General features: G+C 74.4%; 18 protein-coding genes. 13 read left to right on the plus strand and 5 right to left on the minus strand.

What is annotated here, in order from left to right:
• Nucleotides 1-25 precede the first annotated feature (25 nt).
• Entirely contained in the window at nt 26-2698 is a 2673-nt protein-coding gene (locus ACYVAP_RS03940; protein ID WP_498859630.1) for an FAD/NAD(P)-binding protein, read from the minus strand.
• Nucleotides 2699-2855: 157 nt separating this feature from the next.
• Between ACYVAP_RS03940 and ACYVAP_RS03945 the strand changes: the two genes are divergently transcribed.
• The 8 genes from ACYVAP_RS03945 to ACYVAP_RS03980 all read left to right on the plus strand — a co-directional run bounded on the left by ACYVAP_RS03945 (nt 2856) and on the right by ACYVAP_RS03980 (nt 11229).
• Nucleotides 2856-3947: an amino acid ABC transporter permease gene (locus ACYVAP_RS03945; RefSeq protein ID WP_498859631.1), complete on the plus strand. Its 1092-nt coding sequence runs from the start codon at nt 2856-2858 to the stop codon at nt 3945-3947.
• Entirely contained in the window at nt 3944-4870 is a 927-nt protein-coding gene (locus ACYVAP_RS03950) for an amino acid ABC transporter ATP-binding protein (RefSeq protein ID WP_498859632.1), read from the plus strand. Before ACYVAP_RS03945 ends, ACYVAP_RS03950 begins: the two co-directional genes overlap by 4 nt.
• On the plus strand, nt 4867-5877 hold the full coding sequence (locus tag ACYVAP_RS03955) for a type 2 periplasmic-binding domain-containing protein (protein ID WP_498859633.1): 1011 nt from the start codon (nt 4867-4869) through the stop codon (nt 5875-5877). Before ACYVAP_RS03950 ends, ACYVAP_RS03955 begins: the two co-directional genes overlap by 4 nt.
• Nucleotides 5874-6893 (plus strand): LLM class oxidoreductase, encoded by a 1020-nt coding sequence (locus ACYVAP_RS03960; protein ID WP_498859634.1) that lies wholly within the window; start codon nt 5874-5876, stop codon nt 6891-6893. Before ACYVAP_RS03955 ends, ACYVAP_RS03960 begins: the two co-directional genes overlap by 4 nt.
• On the plus strand, nt 6890-8260 hold the full coding sequence (locus tag ACYVAP_RS03965) for an LLM class oxidoreductase (protein ID WP_498859635.1): 1371 nt from the start codon (nt 6890-6892) through the stop codon (nt 8258-8260). Before ACYVAP_RS03960 ends, ACYVAP_RS03965 begins: the two co-directional genes overlap by 4 nt.
• Before the next feature lie 211 nt (nt 8261-8471).
• Nucleotides 8472-9737, plus strand: coding sequence for a Clp protease/crotonase-like domain-containing protein (locus ACYVAP_RS03970; protein WP_498859636.1), 1266 nt, complete (start codon nt 8472-8474; stop codon nt 9735-9737).
• A 54-nt stretch (nt 9738-9791) separates the two neighbouring features.
• A complete protein-coding gene (locus ACYVAP_RS03975) occupies nt 9792-10706 on the plus strand; it encodes a LysR family transcriptional regulator (protein WP_498859637.1) in 915 nt (304 codons plus the stop codon).
• 25 nt (nt 10707-10731) lie between these two features.
• Entirely contained in the window at nt 10732-11229 is a 498-nt protein-coding gene (locus ACYVAP_RS03980) for a hypothetical protein (RefSeq protein ID WP_498859638.1), read from the plus strand.
• Nucleotides 11230-11259: 30 nt separating this feature from the next.
• On the opposite strand, the gene ACYVAP_RS03985 is transcribed toward ACYVAP_RS03980, so the two are convergent.
• A complete protein-coding gene (locus tag ACYVAP_RS03985; RefSeq protein WP_498859639.1) occupies nt 11260-11547 on the minus strand; it encodes a YciI family protein in 288 nt (95 codons plus the stop codon).
• A 139-nt stretch (nt 11548-11686) separates the two neighbouring features.
• Between ACYVAP_RS03985 and ACYVAP_RS03990 the strand changes: the two genes are divergently transcribed.
• Nucleotides 11687-12238 carry a hypothetical protein gene (locus ACYVAP_RS03990; RefSeq protein WP_137769547.1) on the plus strand — a complete coding sequence of 184 codons (552 nt, stop codon included), beginning with the start codon at nt 11687-11689 and terminating at the stop codon, nt 12236-12238.
• Between the two features lie 42 nt (nt 12239-12280).
• Here the strand turns inward: ACYVAP_RS03990 and ACYVAP_RS03995 are convergent, their stop codons facing one another.
• The 3 genes from ACYVAP_RS03995 to ACYVAP_RS04005 form a co-directional block, all read right to left on the minus strand.
• Nucleotides 12281-13069, minus strand: coding sequence for an alpha/beta hydrolase (locus tag ACYVAP_RS03995; protein ID WP_498859640.1), 789 nt, complete (start codon nt 13067-13069; stop codon nt 12281-12283).
• Between the two features lie 87 nt (nt 13070-13156).
• Nucleotides 13157-13726: a YetF domain-containing protein gene (locus ACYVAP_RS04000; protein ID WP_137769545.1), complete on the minus strand. Its 570-nt coding sequence runs from the start codon at nt 13724-13726 to the stop codon at nt 13157-13159.
• 38 nt (nt 13727-13764) lie between these two features.
• Complete coding sequence (locus ACYVAP_RS04005) at nt 13765-14778, minus strand: zinc-dependent alcohol dehydrogenase family protein (RefSeq protein ID WP_498859641.1); 1014 nt, start codon at nt 14776-14778, stop codon at nt 13765-13767.
• 90 nt (nt 14779-14868) lie between these two features.
• On the opposite strand from ACYVAP_RS04005, the gene ACYVAP_RS04010 reads away from it, so the two are divergent.
• From ACYVAP_RS04010 to dhaM, 4 genes are all read left to right on the plus strand, one after another.
• Nucleotides 14869-16353, plus strand: a complete 1485-nt coding sequence (locus ACYVAP_RS04010; RefSeq protein ID WP_498859642.1) for an alpha-amylase family protein — start codon at nt 14869-14871, stop codon at nt 16351-16353.
• 72 nt (nt 16354-16425) lie between these two features.
• Entirely contained in the window at nt 16426-17424 is a 999-nt protein-coding gene (gene dhaK, locus ACYVAP_RS04015) for a dihydroxyacetone kinase subunit DhaK (RefSeq protein ID WP_498859643.1), read from the plus strand.
• Nucleotides 17425-17434: 10 nt separating this feature from the next.
• Entirely contained in the window at nt 17435-18079 is a 645-nt protein-coding gene (gene dhaL / locus ACYVAP_RS04020; protein ID WP_498859644.1) for a dihydroxyacetone kinase family protein, read from the plus strand.
• Nucleotides 18076-18501 carry a dihydroxyacetone kinase phosphoryl donor subunit DhaM gene (dhaM, locus tag ACYVAP_RS04025; RefSeq protein ID WP_498859645.1) on the plus strand — a complete coding sequence of 142 codons (426 nt, stop codon included), beginning with the start codon at nt 18076-18078 and terminating at the stop codon, nt 18499-18501. Before dhaL ends, dhaM begins: the two co-directional genes overlap by 4 nt.
• The last annotated feature ends 12 nt before the right edge of the window (nt 18502-18513 follow it).

Consider the following 18513-nt stretch of genomic DNA (forward strand, 5'->3'; position numbering starts at 1 on the left):
CGAACCTCGCTGAGACGATGCCGGCTCAGGCCACCCGTGCCCGAGGGCTCGTGGGCGCCGCGCCCTCGGCGGCCCCGTCGGCCGCTGGGGCGGAGGCACCGCCCAGTGCCGTGAGCTCGGCGTGCGTGCGCCACCCGGAGAACAGGCCTCCCGCGGGCTCGAAGCGGCGGCCGTCCGCGAGGGAGCCGGCGCGCACGGCGTCGTAGCCGAGGCGGTGCAGCAGGGCCTCGACGCGCTCGGCCGCCCGCTCGTGGTCCGTGGCCAGGGCGATCGCCCGGCGGCCCTCCGCCCCGGCGGTTCGGCCGTGGTCCTCGAGGTCGTGGTAGCCGATGTGGTTGAGGGTCTTCACGACCTGCGCCCCGGGCAGGGAGGCGGCGAGCAGCTCGCTCGTGCCCCACTCCTCGGCTCCCTCGACGCGGGAGCGGACGGCCTCGAGGGCGGCCTCGTCCTCGGGTCCCCAGGCGTTGGTCGCGTCGACGACGACCGTCCCGGCGAGGCTCGCCGGGTCGAGCGCGAGGGCCACGTGCAGCGGTACGGCGAGCACGATGACGTCGGCCTCCGCGCGGAGCTGCTCGACCCGCGCGAGGTGGGAGCCGGGCAGACGGCGGCGCAGCTGCTCGGGCTCCTGCCGGGAGGCGACGACGACCTCGACCCCGGCGCGCAGGGCCGTGCGGGCCAGCGCCGTGCCGAGCTTGCCGGGGCCCAGCAGGCCCAGCCGCGGCGGGCGGGAGGCGGCGCGGGCGGGCAGCGCGGAGCACGCGACGGCCGGTGCCTCCCCGCTCCGCTCGCCGTCCCGGGAGTCGGCGACGGCGGCGGCCTCGCGCAGCATCGCGGCGGCGACCCGGTCGTTGCGGCGGAACGCGGGGGCGTTCGTGCGGGGCCGGGAGAAGGCGCCGACGGGCAGCTCGGAGGTCCAGGGGCCGACGGCCCACAGGCGCTCGTGCGGGGTGTCGTCCGGGGCGAGCACCCGGTGCTCCTCGTCCACCTCGAGGCGGCCGGGGGCGATCTCGCAGTCGCGGCCGACGGCCGGGCGGCCGGCGCCGCCGGTGGCGAGGTCGCGCAGCAGCGGGTTCGCGGAGTCGACGAGGGTCTGCTCGGGCAGGAAGGCGTCCAGGAGCGCGGGCGCCTCGACCTCGACGCCGCTCGCGGAGCGGGCGCGGAAGCGCCCGCTGGCCTCGTCGGCCTCGACGCGCAGTCCTGGGCCCAGGAAGGAGACCACGCCGGCCCGTTCGAGGGCGAGCAGCTGGTGGAGGCGGTGCGGGGGCGGGCCGGAGGCGACGAAGCTGAACAGGGAGTGCCACCAGCGGGGGTGGTCGCCGCGGGCACCGCTGCGCACGCGGTGCGCGGGCAGGAGGTCCACGAGCGCGCCGTGCAGACGCAGCAGCAGCTGGAACAGCACGCGGGCCTCGACGGTGCGCTCGAGCCGCGGGAGCTCCGGCTCCTCGGGGGCGCCGGGGCCGTGGCCGGTGCGGTCACGGAGGTCCGCGGCGATGTGGTCGAGGACGGCGCGGCGCGTGCCCTCGGCGCCGGCATCGGCACCGAGCTCGCGCAGCGGGTCGTGCAGCCAGTCCAGGGGCGCCTCACCGGGGGCGAGCGGGCGCCCCTCCGCCCCGCCGGGGACGGTGGGCAGGGCGCGGGCGATCTCGGCGGCGACCAGGGGCAGCACGTCGCCGTGGAGGTCCACCTGGCCGTGCTCGTCCTCCCGCTCGCGCAGGGCGGCGTCGGTGAGGTGGACGAGGTCCAGCGGCCCCACGGGGGCCGCCTCCTCATGGACCTTCGAGTGGTAGGGGACCCCGCGGCGGGAGCCGGCCCACAGGTGCGGCTCGCGACCCGAGGCCTCGTAGCGCAGGCGGTCGGGGTCGCCGGGGACGGGATCGGCGACGAAGCGCCCGCCGCGACCCTCGGTGACCAGGGCGAGCAGGTCGATGAAGGCGAGGCCCATGCCGCGCACGATCACGTCCTGGCCGGGTGCCAGCGCGTCGACGTCGGCGTCGCCGGCCTGGGCGGGGGCGACGTGGACGCCGCCGTGGCGGCGGGCGAAGGCGCTCAGCGCGTGGGTGGAGGTGCCGGGCCGGGAGTCGGTGTGCCCGGCGGCGAGGAGGACGAGGTCCGCGTCGAGCGCGGGGCGGTCCTCGAGCCGCACCTGCCAGGTCCCGCCGGCGTCCGTGTCCCGCGCACGCAGGGCGGTGGCGGTGCTGCGGTGCACGCGCACCTCGATGGTGTCGGGGAGGGCGGCGAGGACCTCGCCGAGGAACCACTCGAGGTAGAGCGCGGCGGTGCGGCGACTCGCGAAGCTCGTGGGGGTGATGGCCTCGATCTCGGCGAGACGCTCGGTGCCGACGGTGGGCGCGGCGATCCGTCCCTCGCGGATCCCCTGGGCCCACTCGGCGAGGGAGGGGCCGGCCTGGACGGGACCGGCCATCTGCACGGTCTCGTCCGTGAAGATCGTCACGTCCGCGGCCCGGGAGTTCATGAGCAGCAGGGGCGACTCGTCGGTGCGCCAGATGCGACCGGAGCCCGGCATGTGGGGGTCGATGACGTCGATGCGGAGCGTGCGCCCCTCGAGGAGTGCCGCTCCGTGCGGCCCCCTGGCCTGCGCGCCGAGGCGTTCGAGCACGCCGATGGCCCGCGGTCCGCCGCCCACGAGGGCGATCCGGACCGGGGTGTCCCCGCTGTGCTCTGCCGACCGCTGCGCCATCCGACGTCTCTCCTCGCTGCAGGTCATCTGCCTCTGTGTCGCACTGTGGCCGCGCCATAGTGAACTCCTTGCACACCCATTAGAGTCACTTAAGGTCGCGATCCTCGCAACCGATGACCGCGGTGCGGTTCATCTCCCGTCACGGAAGGACGGCCCCATGGCTCTCCCCTCTGCCCTCGAGACGCAGCGCCCCTCGGCGCCCGGCGCCCGGGCGGACGCCGCCTGCGCGCCGCCGTCCGCCGGTGTCGACGCCCCCGCCGGGACGACCGGCGCCGCGGCGCCCGTCGGCCCCGACTCGATCTCCGCGCTGAGCGACGAGGACCTCTCGCGGCTCCGCGTCGTCCCCGCCCGCCACCCCGGACGGGTCGCGCTCGCCGTCGTCGTCACGCTGCTCGTGGCGCTCGTCGCCTGGTCCTTCGCGACCAACCCGCGCTGGGAGTGGGGCGTCGTCGCGCAGTGGTTCTTCGCGGAGTCGATCATCCGCGGCCTGCTCGAGACCCTCCGCCTCACCGCCCTCGCGGGCGCCGTGGGCTTCGGCCTGGGCCTCGTCCTCGCCCTCATGCGGCTCTCGCCGTCCACGCTCGTCTCCGGCGTGGCCTGGACGTTCTCCTGGGTGTTCCGCTCCACGCCGATGCTCGTGCAGCTGCTGCTCTGGTACAACCTCGGCTACCTCTACGAGCGCGTCACCCTCGGCATCCCGCTCACCGACGTCACCTTCTTCGACGCCCGCACGAGCGACCTCATGACGCCGATGCTCGCCGCGGTGCTGGGCCTGGGTCTGCACCAGGCGGCCTACGCGGCGGAGCTGATCCGCGGCGGCATCCTCTCCGTGGACCAGGGTCAGCTCGAGGCGGCCTCCGCCCTGGGCCTGCCCGCCCGCGACCGCTCCCTGCGGATCGTGCTGCCGCAGGCCATGCGGTCGATCCTGCCCTCGGCGTTCAACGAGGTGATCGGCCTGGTCAAGGGCACCTCGATCGTCTACGTCCTCGCGCACGCCGAGCTGTTCTTCACCGTCCAGCTCATCTACGGCCGCACCCAGCAGGTGCTGCCCATGCTGCTCGTCGCGACGCTCTGGTACGTCGTGATCACCTCGCTGCTCTCGATCGGCCAGTACTACATCGAGCGGCACTACGCGAAGGGCGCCCTGCGCACCCTGCCGCCCACCCCGCTGCAGCGGCTCCGCGCCGGCCTGCGCGGCCGCGGCGCCCGCCCCACGACCGTCCCCGCCCGCGAAGGAGCCTCCGCATGAGCACCGCCACCGCACCTGCCACCGCTCCGGCCGCCGCCCCGAGCACCACCCACGGCGGCCCGCGCGGCGGGCTCGTCGAGATCCGCGGGGTGCGCAAGTCCTTCGGCGACCTCGAGGTGCTGCGCGGCATCGACCTCACCGTGCGGCCCGGCGAGGTCACCGCGATCCTGGGCCCCTCCGGCTCCGGGAAGTCCACCCTGCTGCGCACCATCAACCACCTCGAGCCCGTGGACTCGGGCCTCGTCACGGTGGACGGCGAGGTCATCGGCTACCGCCGCCAGGGCGACCTGCTCCACGAGCTGAGCGAGAAGGAGGTGCTGCGCCAGCGCACCCGCATCGGCATGGTGTTCCAGTCCTTCAACCTCTTCGCCCATCGCACCGCCCTCGCCAACATCACCGAGGCGCCGCGCCGCGCGCTCGGCGTGCCCAAGGCGCAGGCGGAGGCCCGTGCACGCGAGCTGCTCGCCCTCGTGGGCCTCGAGGACCGCGCCGGCGCCTACCCGCGCCAGCTCTCCGGCGGCCAGCAGCAGCGCGTCGCGATCGCCCGCGCGCTCGCCCTGGACCCCAGCGTGCTGCTCTTCGACGAGCCCACCTCCGCCCTGGACCCCGAGCTGGTCGAGGAGGTGCTCGCCGTGATCCGCGGCCTCGCGAGCGCGGGCACCACGCTCGTCATCGTCACGCACGAGATCTCCTTCGCCCGGGACGTGGCGGACACGGTCGTGTTCATGGACCACGGCCGGATCGTCGAGCAGGGCCCGCCCTCGCAGGTGATCGACGCCCCCGCCCACGAGCGCACCCGCAGCTTCCTGCAGCGCGTGCGCAGCGGCGGCCCCGAGGCGTCCGACGCCACCGCCGTCGGGCACGGCGCCGTCGGCTCCGACTCCCCCACCAGCCCCTCCGCAGCCCCCGAGGACCACCGATGACCCGCACCCTCCCCTCGCTCTCCCGCCGCACGCTCGCCCTGGGCGGCCTCGCGCTGCCCGCCCTCACCCTCGCCGCCTGCTCCGACCCGGTCGCGACCGCGACCGGCGGCGGCAGCGGCTCCGGCTCCGACGCGGGCGGCGCCTCCGACGGCGGCGGCGCGACCGGCGGCTCGATCGACACCTCCGGCACCCAGCAGCTCATCCGCTCCACCGCCGACGACGAGATCGCCGCACTGGTGCCCAAGGAGATCGCCGACACCGGCAAGGTCCGCGTGGGCAGCAACGGCGCCGGCAGCGCCCCGCTCGCCTTCCTCGCCGACGACAACACGACCTACATCGGCTCCGAGATCGACATCGCCCGGATCGTCGCGGACAAGCTCGGTCTCGAGATGGAGCTGATCCAGACCACCTGGGAGAACTGGCCGCTCAAGCTCGAGGCCGGCGAGTTCGACGTCGTCCACGCCAACATCGGCATCAACCCCGAGCGCCTCGAGAAGTTCGACTTCGCCTCCTACCGCGCGGCCTTCATGGCCTTCCTCGCGAAGAAGGGCGCCGAGTTCCAGCTCTCCGACGCGGAGTCGATCAGCGGGCGCATCATCGCCGTGGACGCCGCGACCAACCAGGAGAACATCCTCAAGGAGTGGAACGCACAGCTCGAGAAGGACGGCAAGGAGCCGGCCGAGCTCAAGAACTACTCGACCGAGGCGGACACCCTGCTCGCCCTCGGCTCCGGCCGGATCGACGGCTACCTCGCCCCCTTCGCCTCCGTCTCCTTCGTCGCGGACCGCCGCGACGACGTCGAGGTGCAGGGGAAGATCGACGCCGGCTGGCCGGACAAGACCCTCGTCGCCGCGACCTTCCAGCGGGGCAGCGCCCTCACCGAGGCCTACGCCGCGGCCCTCGACGCCCTCATCGAGGAGGGGACCTACGCGAAGGTGCTCGACCGCTGGCACCTGACCGAAGAGGCCCTCACCGAGTCCACCGTCCACACGAAGGAGAACCCGTGACCACACCCCAGAACAGCGCAGGCGCGGCCGCACCCGCGCCCGTGCTCGCCGTCGACCTCGTCACCGATCCCGCAGCGCTGCCCGCGCTCGGCGCCCTCGCCCGCGCCCTCGAGGCCGCCGGGATCGGTGCGCTGACCCTCAGCGACGGCGGCCTGCACCCGATCCACGTCGCCGCGCACCTCGCACCCGCCACCACGACGCTCGGGCTGCTGCCGCGCACCGACGCCGTCCACGTGGAGCCCTTCCACCTGGCGACCCAGCTCATGAGCCTGGACCACGTGGCCGCCGGCCGCGCCGGCTGGCTGCTCGCCGTCGAGGACACCCCCGAGGCCGCGCACGCCGTGGGCCGCGAGGTGCTCGGCGCCGAGGCCGCCGCCCAGGAGGCGGCGGACGTCCTCGTCGCCTCCCGCCTCGTGTGGGACTCCTGGGCGGAGGACGCCGAGGTGCGGGACGCCGAGCGCGGCCTCTACATCGACGCCGCCCGCCTGCAGTACGCGGACTTCGAGGGCGAGACCTTCTCCGTGCGCGGGCCCGCGATCACCCCGCGCTCCCCGCAGGGCGTGCTGCCCGTGCTGCTCGCGGACGCCGACCGCGCCGCCGCCGGGGAGAAGGTCGCCGAGCAGCTGGCCGACGGCCGCGCCCTCGACGCGGACCTCACCGGGCTCGACCTCACGAGCCCCGACCTCACCGATCCGCAGGCCGCGGGTGACCAGCTGCGCGCCGTCGTCGCGGGCGAGCTCGAGGCGGCCGTGCGCGGGGACGGCGCCTCCGCCGTGCGCCTCGTGCGGCTCGTCGGCCTCGACCTGAGCGGGGACCCGCAGGCCCTCGCCGCGCGTCTCGGCGCGCTCGCCGCGTCGCTCCGCGAGGACGACCTCGTCGCCCCCGCCCCCGCCGCCGGCACCGACCTGCGCGCCCAGCTGGGCCTGCCCGCCGCGGTGCGGGACGAGGACCCGGCCCGCCGCGCGGACCGCGCCCGTCTCGTCGCCGCCGCATCCACCACCGAGGAGAGCCGATGACCGCCGTCCCCACCCTGCCCGCCCTCTCCGAGGAGGCCCAGGGTCTCGCGACCGGGCCCACCGAGCACCCCCTGCACCCCGAGCACACGCCCACCGGGCAGCTGTCCTTCGGCGCGTTCTTCCAGGGCGTGAACTCCTCGACCGTGTGGCGCTCCGAGCGCTCCGGCTCGCAGATCGCCTGGGAGTCCTTCGAGACGCTCATCCGCACCGCCGAGCGCGGTCGCTTCGCCGCCTTCTTCCTGGGCGAGGGGCTGCGCCTGCGCGAGCACCGCGGCGTGCCGCTCGAGCTCGACGTCGCCGGCCGGCCCGACGCGCAGACCCTTCTCGCCGGCCTCGCCGCGATCACCGAGAGCATCGGCCTGGTCGCCACGCAGAACACCACCTACAACGACCCGGTGGACCTCGCACGGCGCCTGCAGACCCTCGACCTGCTCTCCGGCGGCCGCGCCGGATGGAACATCGTCACGACGGACAACGCGTGGACCGGCGAGAACTTCCGCCGCGGCGGCTACCTCGACCACGAGGACCGCTACGTGCACGCCGAGGCGTTCGTGAAGGTCGCCCAGCAGCTGTGGCGCGGCGAGCAGATCGACCACCACGGCCAGCACTACGACGTCGCCGCCCGCGGCACCCTGCCGCGCTCCGCGCAGGGCGAGCCGGTGCTCTTCCAGGCCGGGGCCTCCCCCGCCGGTCAGGCCTTCGCCGGCCGCACGGCCGACGTCATCTTCTCCCCGCACGGCACCCTCGCCGCCGCCGCGGACTTCCGCCGCTCGGTGGTCGACGCGACGATCGCCGCGGGCCGCGACCCGCAGGCGGTGAAGATCCTGCCGGGTGCGGAGATCATCCTCGGCGCGACCGACGCCGAGGCCGAGGAGAAGCGCATCTGGGTGCGCGACCACCAGATCGGCCCGCAGCAGGCGATCGCCCTGCTCGAGCAGTACTGGGGCCGCGACCTCTCCGACTTCGACCCCGACGGCCCGCTGCCGGACGTCGAGCCGGAGATCGAGCAGTCCGACGTCACCCGCGGCGCGGGCTTCCAGTTCGCGAAGGCGAAGGAGCTCACGGCCGCCTGGCGCGCCGAGGCGGCGGAGAAGGGTCTGTCGATCCTGGAGTTCGCCCGCGAGAAGTCCGGCGCCCGCCGCGGCGAGTTCGTGGGCAGCTACGACCGGGTGGCGGACCGCCTAAGCCAGTTCGCGGCGCTCGGCGCGATCGACGGCCTGAACATCACGCCGTGGCTCATCCCCTCCGGCCTCGACGACATCGTCAACCACCTGGTGCCGCGCCTCCAGGAGCGCGGGATCTACCCCACGGAGTACGCGGGGACCACGCTGCGCGAGAACCTGGGGCTGCCTCCCGTCCAGGGCTGAGCGGCCGACGCGCGCGAGGGCGCCCGTCCCGGGGGATCCGGGGCGGGCGCCCTCCTCGCGTCGCAACGAGGACACAGTCACGTCACAATGCGGGACTTTCGCGGCGAACGGCCACTCGAATGTCGTGACAGACCACGACAATCTGACTGACGAGGCAGCGCCGCTGCCCCAGAGCCCCGGAGCCTGCGCAGTGACGAACGAGATCGAAGTGATGAGCGACGGGGACGGCCTCGCCGTCATCGGAGAGACCAATGCGGTCGATGCGTTCCTGACATCGAACGGATTGGTGGGGACGGACCTCGGGCTGAGCAGGCTGGCCGGGAGGGCCACCTTCGGAGCGGCCGCACTCGCCCAGGCAGGCTCGGTCGCCGCCGAGCAATCGGGTCGCTGGCTCAAGCTGACCGACGAGTCGGCGCGCGCGATGAAGACCCTCCCCATGGTCAAGAACGCCACCACCGGCAATCTCCACGCGACGCTGCGCGCCACGAACGGCCAGTTCACCAAGAATCTTCAGTTCGTCCCCGCCGCGGCATCGGTGGCACCCCCGGCTCTGCTCGCGATGTCCGCAGCGATGATGTCCCAGATGGCGCTGCAGCAGTCCATCGACGAGCTGGGCGAGTATCTTGCCGTCATCGACCAGAAGGTCGACGACATCCTGCGAGCCCAGAAGGACGCGGTCCTCGCCGACATGATCGGCGTCGATCTTCTCATCGAGGAGGCCATGGCCGTCCGGGAGGACGTCGGCAGGGTTTCGGAGATCACCTGGTCCAAGGTCCAGAGCGCAGGCTTCACGATCGCACGCACCGAGGCGTACGCCCTGCGACAGATCGACGCCCTCGCGGAGAAGGTCGAGACGGCAAAGGTGAGCGAGGTCGCGAACGCGGCGAAGGATGCCGAGCCGAAGGTCAAGGAGTGGCTCGCGGTGATCGCCCACTGCGTCCAGCTCCAGGATGCGCTCACCGTGCTCGAGCTCGATCGCGTCCTCGACGGCGAGCCGGAAGATCTCGACCGTCACCGACTCGGGCTCAGGTCCGCACGCGAGAAGCGGCTGTCAGCGATCCACCGCACCACCGAGCTGCTGCTCGAGAGGATGAACGCGACGATCCGACGCGCGAACTCCAAGGTCCTGCTGTCACCGCTCGCGGCACGATCAGCCGTGACCTCGAGCAACCACGTGGTCACCGACGTCCTCCAGTTCCAGACGGCACTCGAGATCGAGGACGGCCACGACTCCGCCTCGGTGAAGCGCTGGCGCACCGCCGCCGGAGAGATGCGCGACAAGGTCATCGAGACCGGTGTCGGCGGAGCGAACGCCGCGAAGCAGTTCGGCGACGACACCGTCGTGCACGTCCGATCCGGTGCAGGCAGGCTCTCCGGAGGCGTGCGGGCGTTCCGGGAGGCGATGCGCAAGGACGACCCCATCCCTGCCGGTTCACCTCAGGAAGAGCAGGAGTTTCTTCAGCCCGACAAGGAGTAGACGCCGAGGCCAAAGTCATAAGCACAGCTTGCGCCCCACGCCTACGATGGAGGCATGGACCCCCGTCGACTGCTCATCTACCGCACCGTGGTGCGCAACGGCTCGATCGGCGCCGGCGCGCGCGAGCTGGGCTGGACGCAGCCCGCCGTGTCCCAGCACCTCGCCGCCCTCGAGAAGGAGATCGGCACGACGCTGCTGCTGCGCTCCTCCTCGGGCATCACCCCCACGGAGGCCGGCCGCCGCCTCGCCGCGCACGCCGAGGCGATCGCCGCCCAGCTGCACGCCGCCGAGGAGGAGATCGCGGACATCACCGCCCTGCGCCGGGGCTCCGTCCGCTTCGGCACCTTCCCCTCCGCCGCCGCGGTGCTGCTGCCGCCCGTGCTCGCGCACCTGCAGGAGACCGCGCCCGATCTCGACGTGAGCTTCGAGGAGCTCGAGCCGCCGGACGCGATCACCCAGCTGCGCGAGGGCGAGCTCGACCTCGCGCTCGTGTTCCGCTACCCCTGCTCGAACATCGACGACGAGGGCACCCTCGAGTGGAGCCCGCTCGTCGAGGACCGCGTGCTCGCCGTGCTCCCCTCCACCGATCCCCGCGCCGAGGACCCGGACCTCACCCTCGCGGACCTCGCGAAGGATCCCTGGATCGCCGGCTGCGAGCGCTGTCGCGCGAACCTGCTGAGCTCCGCCCGCCGCGCGGGCTTCACACCCACCGTGCGCCACTCCACCGACGACGGCCTCGTCGTCCAGCGGCTCGTCCAGCACGGCGGCGGCGTCGCCCTGCTGCCGGAGACGGTGCTCGAGGCCTCCCACGTCGAGGGCGTCACCGTGCGCACGCTGCCCGAGCTCGAGGCCCGCACGATCGGCCTCATCAACCGCAAGGGCGCCCTGTCGATCCCCGCCGTCTCCGCCCTGCGGGACGCGATCGTCACGGAGGCGAACCAGCGCTCCGCGACCGCGGTGATGATCTGATGCCCGCCTTCGCAGGAGCACGCTGATGGAGGCCCTGGGACGTCGCGCCTGGCTGCGGCCGGCCGCGCTCGCGATCGGCGGGCTGCTGCTCGCCGTGGTGCTCGCCGTGGCCGCGGACCAGCTGCTCGCGGGTGTGCTCCTGGCACTGTTCGCCCTGTTCATGGCCTATTGGACGAGCCCTCTGCGGCAGGGTCCGCACGAGCCGCTCGCCGAGGCGATGCACCGCCGCTCCGATGCGGTGACGATCATCGTGTGGGCGCCGGGCGATCCGCTCTCCGCGCGCCTGCAGACGGCGCTGCGCACCCCGCGCGAGGACCTCGTGTGGGTCAACGCCGCGAAGGACGAGGACGCCAAGCGCCTCGTCGAGGAGCTCGGCGGACCGGGGAACCTGCCGGTCGTGATCGTCGGCTCCGAGGTCGCGACCCGCGCCACCGTGGGCCGGGCGCTGGACATGCGCGCCGCCGGCCAGGAGCGGGCGCGGCAGGCCGAGAACGGGCTCGACGGGGATCCGCGGGGCGACTGAGCGCCCCCGGCTCGGCCTGAGCTCGGCTGCTCAGCGCGCGGGGAGCTCCCCGATGACGACGGTCCACTCGCGCGCCTCGCGCTCGGCGAGCGCGCCGACCTTCCGGAACGGGTCCTCGTCGAGCAGGGCGAGCACCGCCTCGGGGCTCTCCCCCTCGAGCACGAGCAGCCCGCCGGCCGGCTCGCCGCCGAGGGGGCCGGAGAGCACGAGGTGCCCCGCCTCGTGCAGGCCGCGCAGGAACGCGCGGTGGTCCGGACGGTGCGCGTCGAGCAGCGCGGCATCGTCGACGTAGGTGTAGCGGACGGCGAAGTGGGCCACGGGAGCTCCTGGAGGTTCGGGGTGGCCGTCGCCGGCCCGGGTGCAGGTCCCATGGTGCCCCTTCCGCGGGGCCGATGGTCGCGCCATCCGCTCCCCGGCCCCGCCGACCCATCGGCGAGCACCCCTCTACGCTGACCGCATGACGCTGCCACCCCCGCCCGTCGAGCCGTCGGGCTCCGATGCGCCGCCCACCGTGCCCACCTCCTCGGTGCCCGTGCCGCCGTCCTACCGGGTGGTGCCGCCCCCGGCCCATCTGCTGACCCCGGAGCACTTCCCGACCACCGTGACCCGCGACGGACGGATCGCGTGGGCCTTCGGGCTGCTCGGATTCATCGGGTTCCCGGGCCTCGCCACCATCGTCATGTCGATCACCCTGGTGATCCTCGGGCTCGTGCAGCGGGGGAAGAATCCCGTGGCCCGTGCCGTCGGCCGGCGCGCAGCGATCTTCGGTGCGATCTCGCTGCTCGCGACCGTCGTGTTCTTCGTGCTCATCTTCGCCGTCTGGCCGGCGCTCGAGGAGGCCGGCGTCGTCTCCGGCGACTCGGTCCCGATGATGTTCCTCATGGTGCCGCTCGCGGTGTGGGTGGCGTTCGGCGCGCCGATCACCGGGGTCGTCATGGGGATCGTCGCGCTGACGCGGCCGGTGAGCCGGGAGAAGGCGGAGCGGATCTATGCCGCGGCCGGTCGCTGATCCGCCGCGCTGAGCCGCCCCGCCGCCCCGGGACCTGCGCCGTCAGCGGCGGATCGGCAGCCAGGCGAGCACGTCCTGGATGCCCTCGTCCCAGAACTCCCAGGTGTGGTCGCCGGGGCGCAGGCGCGAGGTGAGGTCCGCGCCGCGCTCCTCGGCGAGCGCGACGAAGCGCTCGTTCGCGTCCAGCAGGCCGTCCTCGGTGCCGCAGTCGAGCCACAGCGCGGGCAGGGTGGTGGGGTCCGCGGCGCGGAGCAGCGCGAAGAGGTCGTCGTCGGTGCCGGCGGGCCCCTGCTCGCCCCAGACGCGCGCGCCGAGCGTGCCCGCCCAGGAGAGGTCGAGGGTGGTGACATCGAGCGCGCCGGAGAGGGTGGCCGCGGCGGCGTAGCGGTCCGGGTGGTGCAGGGCGAGCTTCATCGCGCCGAACCCGCCCATCGACAGGCCCGCCACGAAGGTGTCCTCGCGGGCGGTGGAGATGCGGAAGGTGCGGGCCAGCAGCGCAGGCAGCTCCTCGGAGATCCAGGTCCAGTACTTCTCCCCGGTCGCCTCGTCGCTGTAGAAGGAGCGGCGCACCTCGGGCATGACCACGGCGATCCCGTGCTCGGTCGCGTAGCGCTCGATCGAGGTGCGGCGCTCCCAGATGGTGCAGTCGTCGCTCAGGCCGTGCAGGAGGTAGAGGACGGGCACCCCCGCCGATGCGCCGCCCTGCCCGTCGGCCCCGGCGGCCTCCGCCCCCGTCATGCCGATCCCGGTGGCCTCCTGCGGCATGAGCACCACCGCGGAGGTGCCCATCCCGAGGGATTCGGCGAACAGGTCCAGACGCAGGCGGATCATGGCGGCTCCTTCACAGCTGACGGGTGCTCCCCGCATCCTGCCCCGCCGGGCGCCGCGCTGCCAGCGGCGACCGTCGCGCGCCGCCGCTCAGCGCACGAGCAGCTGCGCGGGCACCGCCTCCATGCCCTCGACGTCCTCGACGAGCCGCGGGTCGATGCGGCTGCCGCGCCGGACGACCGTGAGCGCCCCGCGCCGCTCGAGGATCACGAGCGCCGCCTCCTCGAGCTCGAGCAGCCCCTGGGTGCGGAGCCGGTCCACGAGGTCGCGCCGCGGCAGGTGGTGGCGGCGCAGCGCCGCTGTCACCGGCTCCCCCGCGACCATGACGACGACGGGGCGGCGGCGCGCCCGGGCGGGCAGCGCGCGCGTCGTGCGGCCCACCGTCCCCAGCAATCGCTCGAGGAGCAGCACCGTGGTGAGCACCGCGAGGGCGCCGAGCAGGGTGGGCGACTCCCCGAGGGTGGCGCGGGCGGAGACGCCGCCCAGCACGGCGAGTGCGACGAAGCTGCCCACGGAGGCGGTCGCCATGAGCCGCGGCCCGGCGAGGTGCACGACGAGCGAGAAGAACAGGTAGAGCACGACGGTGGAGACCACCACGCCGAGCAGCCCGCTCCACCCGATGCCGATGTAGTCCCGCCAGACGAGGTCCCAGTCGATCATCGCCCCATTGTCCGGCCCTCTCACCGGGCGGGTGCACGTCAGGGGCGCACGAGCACCTTGATCGCGCGCCGTTCGTCCATCGCCGCGTAGGCCTCGCCGATCTCCGCGAGCGGCAGCTCGAGGTCGAAGACGAGCCCGGGCTCGATCTCCCGGGTGAGGACCTTCTCGAGGAGCTCGGGCAGGTAGGCGGCGCAGTTCGCGGGCCCTCCGCGCAGGCCCACGTTGCGCCAGAACAGCTCGTTCACGGGCAGGTCGCCGTGGGGCACGCCCACGAGCCCGATCGCCCCGCCGTCGCGCACCACCGCGAGGGCCTGGTGCCGGGCGTCCTCGGTGCCCACGCACTCGAGCACGCAGTCCGCACCGATCCCGTCGGTCAGCTCCTTGACCGCCGCGGCGCCGTCCTCGCCGCGCTCGGCGATCATGTGGGTGGCGCCGAAGCGGCGGGCGACCTCCTGTCGCGGGGCGTGCCGGCTCATGGCGATCACGGTGCTCGCGCCCAGCTGGACCGCCGCGAGGACGGCGCAGAGGCCGACGGCGCCGTCGCCCACGACGGCGACGGTGCTGCCCTCGGTGACGCCCGCGCTGACGGCGGCGTGCCAGCCGGTGCACATGACGTCGGAGAGCGCGAGCAGGCTCGGGACCAGGTCGTCCTCCGGCATCGACGGGGTCGCGACGAGGGTGCCGTCGGCGTGCGGGATCCGCACCTGCTCCGCCTGGGCGCCGTCGTAGCGGGCACCGTGGAGGCAGTTCGCGGTCGCTCCCTTCGCGCACAGGGCGCAGGTCCCGTCGGACGGGTTGAAGCCGCCGACGACGAAGTCGCCCACGGCGACGGTGCGCACGTCGGCGCCGATCGCGGTGACGACGCCGCAGATCTCGTGGCCGATGGGGGTGGGCTCGGGGACGTCCGCGATGCCGCGGTAGCGCCAGAGGTCGGAGCCGCACACGCAGGCGGCGATGGTGCGCACGATCGCGTCGGTGGGCTCGAGCAGGGTGGGGTCGGGTCGCTCCTCGCGGCGGACGTCGCCGGGGGCGTGGATGATCGCTCCGTACATGCGTGCCAGCCTGCACCCGGCCCGCGGCGGGAGGGAGGAACTGCCGTTACCACCTTCTGCCTCGAGCGCGGCCGGGCCTACGATCGCGCCATGAGCTCCCCCGCGACCTCCCCCGCCGCGCCGCCCGTCCCGGACTGGGTGCGCACCGCGATCTGCTGGCAGGTGTACCCGTTGGGTTTCTGCGGCGCGCCCCGGCAGCGGGAGGACCTCGTGGGCGAGGGGTACGGCGGGGCGGAGGGCGAGAACGTCGTCCACCGTCTCCCCCGGCTGCTCGGCTGGCTCGACCACCTCGTCTCCCTCGGCGCGAACGTGCTCGTGCTGAACCCGGTGTTCGACGCGGTCTCCCACGGCTACGACACCCTCGACCACCGCCGGATCGATCCGCGGCTCGGCGACGAGGAGGACCTCGAGGACCTGCTCGCCGCCTGCCGGGAGCGCGGGATCCGCGTGGTGCTCGACGGCGTGTTCAACCACGTCTCCGCCCAGCACCCGGTGGCGCGGCGCGCGATCGCCGCGGGCCCCGGGACCGAGGAGGGCGCGCTGATCCGCTGGTCCGGCGAGCACCCCTACGGCTTCGAGGGCAATGCGGACCTCGTCGAGCTCGATCTCACCCACCCCGTCGTGCAGGACCGCGTGGTCGAGGTGATGGGCCTGTGGCTCGACCGCGGCGTGGACGGCTGGCGTCTCGACGCGCTGTACGCCGCGGGCCCCGAGGCCTGGGCGCCGATCCTCACGCGGGTGCGGGCCGCGCACCCCGAGGCCTGGCTGCTCGGCGAGGTGATCCACGGCGACTACCCGGCGATCGCGGACGCCTCGGGCGCGCACTCGATCACCCAGTACGAGCTGTGGAAGGCGATCTGGTCCTCCCTGCGGGACGGGAACCTCTTCGAGCTCGCGCACGCCCTGGGCCGGCACGAGCAGTTCCTCCGCGAGGCGGGCGGCGCGCATCCGTTGACCTTCCTCGGCAACCACGACACCACCCGCATCGCGTCGCAGCTGCCCGACGGCCGCGACCTCGCCCCCGCGATCGCCCTGCTCGCCCTGCTCCCGGGCGTGCCCTGCGTCTATGCGGGGGACGAGCTGGGCGCGGTGGGCGTGAAGGAAGACCGCCCGGGCGGGGACGACGCCGTGCGCCCCGCCTTCCCCGACGACCCCGCGTCCCTGCTCGGCGGCTCCGAGAGGGCTGACGGGGCCGACGGGGGCGGGGACCCCTCGCCGCACCAGCCCCACCTCCTGAAGGCCGGCGCCGCCCCGCGGATCCTCGAGGCGCACCGCCGCCTGCTGGGCCTGCGCCGCCGCGAGCCCTGGCTCGCGACCGCCCACGTCGCCGTCGTCGAGGCGTCGCTCGAGAACACCGCGGTCGAGATCGTCCTGAGCCCCTCCGGCGGCGCCGACGGGGGCGATCCCGGGGCGGGCGCCCCGGCGCCGTTGCGGCTCGTGCTGAACCTCGGCGACGAGCCGCGGCCCGCCCCCGGCGAGATCCTCGAGGCGGTCGACGGCGCCGCCATGATCGACGGGGTCCCGTCGGCCGGCCCGGGCCTGGTCCCCGCGCACGGCGCCGCCGTCCTCCGCTGACCTCCCGCCGCCCGCGCTACCCGGGCCTCCCACCTGGTGACGGCGGCCACATTCGCGGGTAGTTTGGCGGGCATGAAGAAGCTCATCGATGCCGTCGACGACGTCGTCGTCGACGCCCTGCAGGGCATGGCCCTCGCCCACCCCGACGCCCTCACGCTCGACCTCGAGCACCGCGTGCTGCTGCGCGCCGAGCCCAAGGAGCAGGGCAGGGTCGCCCTGATCTCCGGCGGTGGCAGCGGCCACGAGCCCCTGCACGGCGGGTTCGTGGGCCGCGGCATGCTGGATGCGGCCTGCGCGGGCGAGGTGTTCACCTCCCCCGTGCCGGACCAGATGGCCGCCGCGATCGCCGCCGTGGACCGCGGCGCGGGCGTGCTCCAGATCGTCAAGAACTACACCGGCGACGTCATGAACTTCGAGATGGCGGCGGAGCTCGCCGCCGCCGAGTCCGGCACCGAGGTGCGCAGCGTCATCACCGACGACGACGTCGCCGTCGAGGACTCCACCTTCACCGCGGGCCGCCGGGGCGTGGGCGGCACCGTCCTCGTCGAGAAGATCGCGGGCGCCGCCGCCGAGGAGGGCCGCGACCTCGACGAGGTCACCGCCATCGCGACCCGCGTCAACGAGCGCGCCCGCTCGATGGGCGTCGCGCTCACCTCCGTGACCGTCCCCGCGAACGGCAAGCCGAGCTTCGAGCTGGGCGAGGACGAGATCGAGGTGGGCATCGGCATCCACGGCGAGCCCGGCCGCCACCGCTCGACGCTCGTCCCCGCGAAGGACGTCGCCCGCCGCCTGCTCGATCCGATCCTCGCGGAGCTGCCCGGCGAGGGGCCCGTGCTGCTCTTCGTCAACGGCATGGGCGGCACCCCGCTGCTCGAGCTGTACATCCTCGCCAAGGACGCCCACGAGATCCTCGCCGAGGCCGGCGTCGAGATCAGCCGGCAGCTCGTCGGGAACTACATCACGAGCCTCGACATGGCGGGCGCCTCGATCACCCTGCTGCGCCTGGACGAGGAGCTCACCGCCCTGTGGGACGCTCCCGTCTCCACCCCGGCCCTGCGACGCGGACTCTGAGGGAGGCCCCGTGACCACGACTGCGCTGACCACCACCGAGCTCGAGGACTGGCTGCGCCGCGCCGCCGTCCTGCTCACCGATCACGCCGCGGAGCTCACCGAGCTCGACGCCGCGATCGGCGACGCGGACCACGGCTCGAACATGTCCCGCGGCTTCCGCGCCGTCGTCGAGGCGCTCGACGCGGGCGACTTCGCTGACCCGGCCGCGCTGCTGAAGAAGACGGGGATGACGCTCGTCTCCACCGTCGGCGGCGCCTCCGGCCCGCTCTACGGGACCCTCTTCCTCCGCCTGGCCGGCGCGACCGGCGGCACCGGGTCCCTCGACGCCGCGGCCCTCGGCGAGGCGCTCGCCGCCGGCGTGCAGGGCGTCGCGGACCGCGGCAAGGCGGCCCCCGGGGAGAAGACGATGCTCGACGCCTGGACCCCGGCCCTCGAGGCCTTCCGCGGCGCGGGCGACGACCTCGCCGCGGCCGTCGCCGCCGGCGCCGCGGCAGCCGCGCAGGGCCGGGACGACACCGCCCCGATGACCGCGACGAAGGGCCGCGCCTCCTACCTCGGCGAGCGCTCCGTGGGCCACGTGGATCCCGGCGCCGCGAGCACCGTGCTGCTGTGGCAGGCGCTCGCGGACGCCGTCAGCGGCGAGTCGGGTCGATGACCGGCATCGTCATCGTCTCCCACTCCGCGCCGCTCGCCCGCGCCGCCGTGGACCTCGCCTCGCAGATGCTGCGCGGCGACGGCCCCGAGATCGCGATCGCGGCCGGCGTCGCCGACCCGAGCGCCCCGGACGGCCTCGCGCTCGGCACCGACGCCGCCGCGATCGCCGCCGCCATCGAGAGCGCGGCGGACGACCACGGCGTGCTCGTGCTCATGGACCTCGGCAGCGCCGTCATGTCCGCCCACCTCGCCGTCGAGATGCTCGACCCGGAGCTCGCCGGCCGCGTGCGGCTGAGCGCGGCGCCGCTCGTCGAAGGCCTCGTGGGCGCCGCCGTCACCGCCTCCACGGGCGCCGATCTCGAGGACGTCGCGGGGCAGGCGGACCTCGCCGCGGAGGCCAAGCGGATGCAGCTGGAGTCCTGAGGACCCGCCCCG

It is taken from the genome of Brachybacterium horti (assembly GCF_054777615.1).

Excerpts from the sequence above, each read along its gene's own strand:
- ACYVAP_RS03945 (WP_498859631.1), top strand. The coding sequence starts at position 2,856 with ATGGCTCTCCCCTCTGCCCTCGAGACGCAGCGCCCCTCGGCGCCCGGC.
- dhaM (WP_498859645.1), top strand. The coding sequence starts at position 18,076 with ATGACCGGCATCGTCATCGTCTCCCACTCCGCGCCGCTCGCCCGCGCC.
- ACYVAP_RS03955 (WP_498859633.1), top strand. The coding sequence starts at position 4,867 with ATGACCCGCACCCTCCCCTCGCTCTCCCGCCGCACGCTCGCCCTGGGC.
- ACYVAP_RS03950 (WP_498859632.1), top strand. The coding sequence starts at position 3,944 with ATGAGCACCGCCACCGCACCTGCCACCGCTCCGGCCGCCGCCCCGAGC.
- ACYVAP_RS03940 (WP_498859630.1), bottom strand. The coding sequence starts at position 2,698 with ATGGCGCAGCGGTCGGCAGAGCACAGCGGGGACACCCCGGTCCGGATC.
- ACYVAP_RS03970 (WP_498859636.1), top strand. The coding sequence starts at position 8,472 with ATGAGCGACGGGGACGGCCTCGCCGTCATCGGAGAGACCAATGCGGTC.
- ACYVAP_RS03975 (WP_498859637.1), top strand. The coding sequence starts at position 9,792 with ATGGACCCCCGTCGACTGCTCATCTACCGCACCGTGGTGCGCAACGGC.
- ACYVAP_RS03995 (WP_498859640.1), bottom strand. The coding sequence starts at position 13,069 with ATGATCCGCCTGCGTCTGGACCTGTTCGCCGAATCCCTCGGGATGGGC.
- ACYVAP_RS03980 (WP_498859638.1), top strand. The coding sequence starts at position 10,732 with ATGGAGGCCCTGGGACGTCGCGCCTGGCTGCGGCCGGCCGCGCTCGCG.
- dhaK (WP_498859643.1), top strand. The coding sequence starts at position 16,426 with ATGAAGAAGCTCATCGATGCCGTCGACGACGTCGTCGTCGACGCCCTG.
- ACYVAP_RS04005 (WP_498859641.1), bottom strand. The coding sequence starts at position 14,778 with ATGTACGGAGCGATCATCCACGCCCCCGGCGACGTCCGCCGCGAGGAG.
- ACYVAP_RS03990 (WP_137769547.1), top strand. The coding sequence starts at position 11,687 with ATGACGCTGCCACCCCCGCCCGTCGAGCCGTCGGGCTCCGATGCGCCG.
- ACYVAP_RS04010 (WP_498859642.1), top strand. The coding sequence starts at position 14,869 with ATGAGCTCCCCCGCGACCTCCCCCGCCGCGCCGCCCGTCCCGGACTGG.
- ACYVAP_RS03965 (WP_498859635.1), top strand. The coding sequence starts at position 6,890 with ATGACCGCCGTCCCCACCCTGCCCGCCCTCTCCGAGGAGGCCCAGGGT.
- ACYVAP_RS04000 (WP_137769545.1), bottom strand. The coding sequence starts at position 13,726 with ATGATCGACTGGGACCTCGTCTGGCGGGACTACATCGGCATCGGGTGG.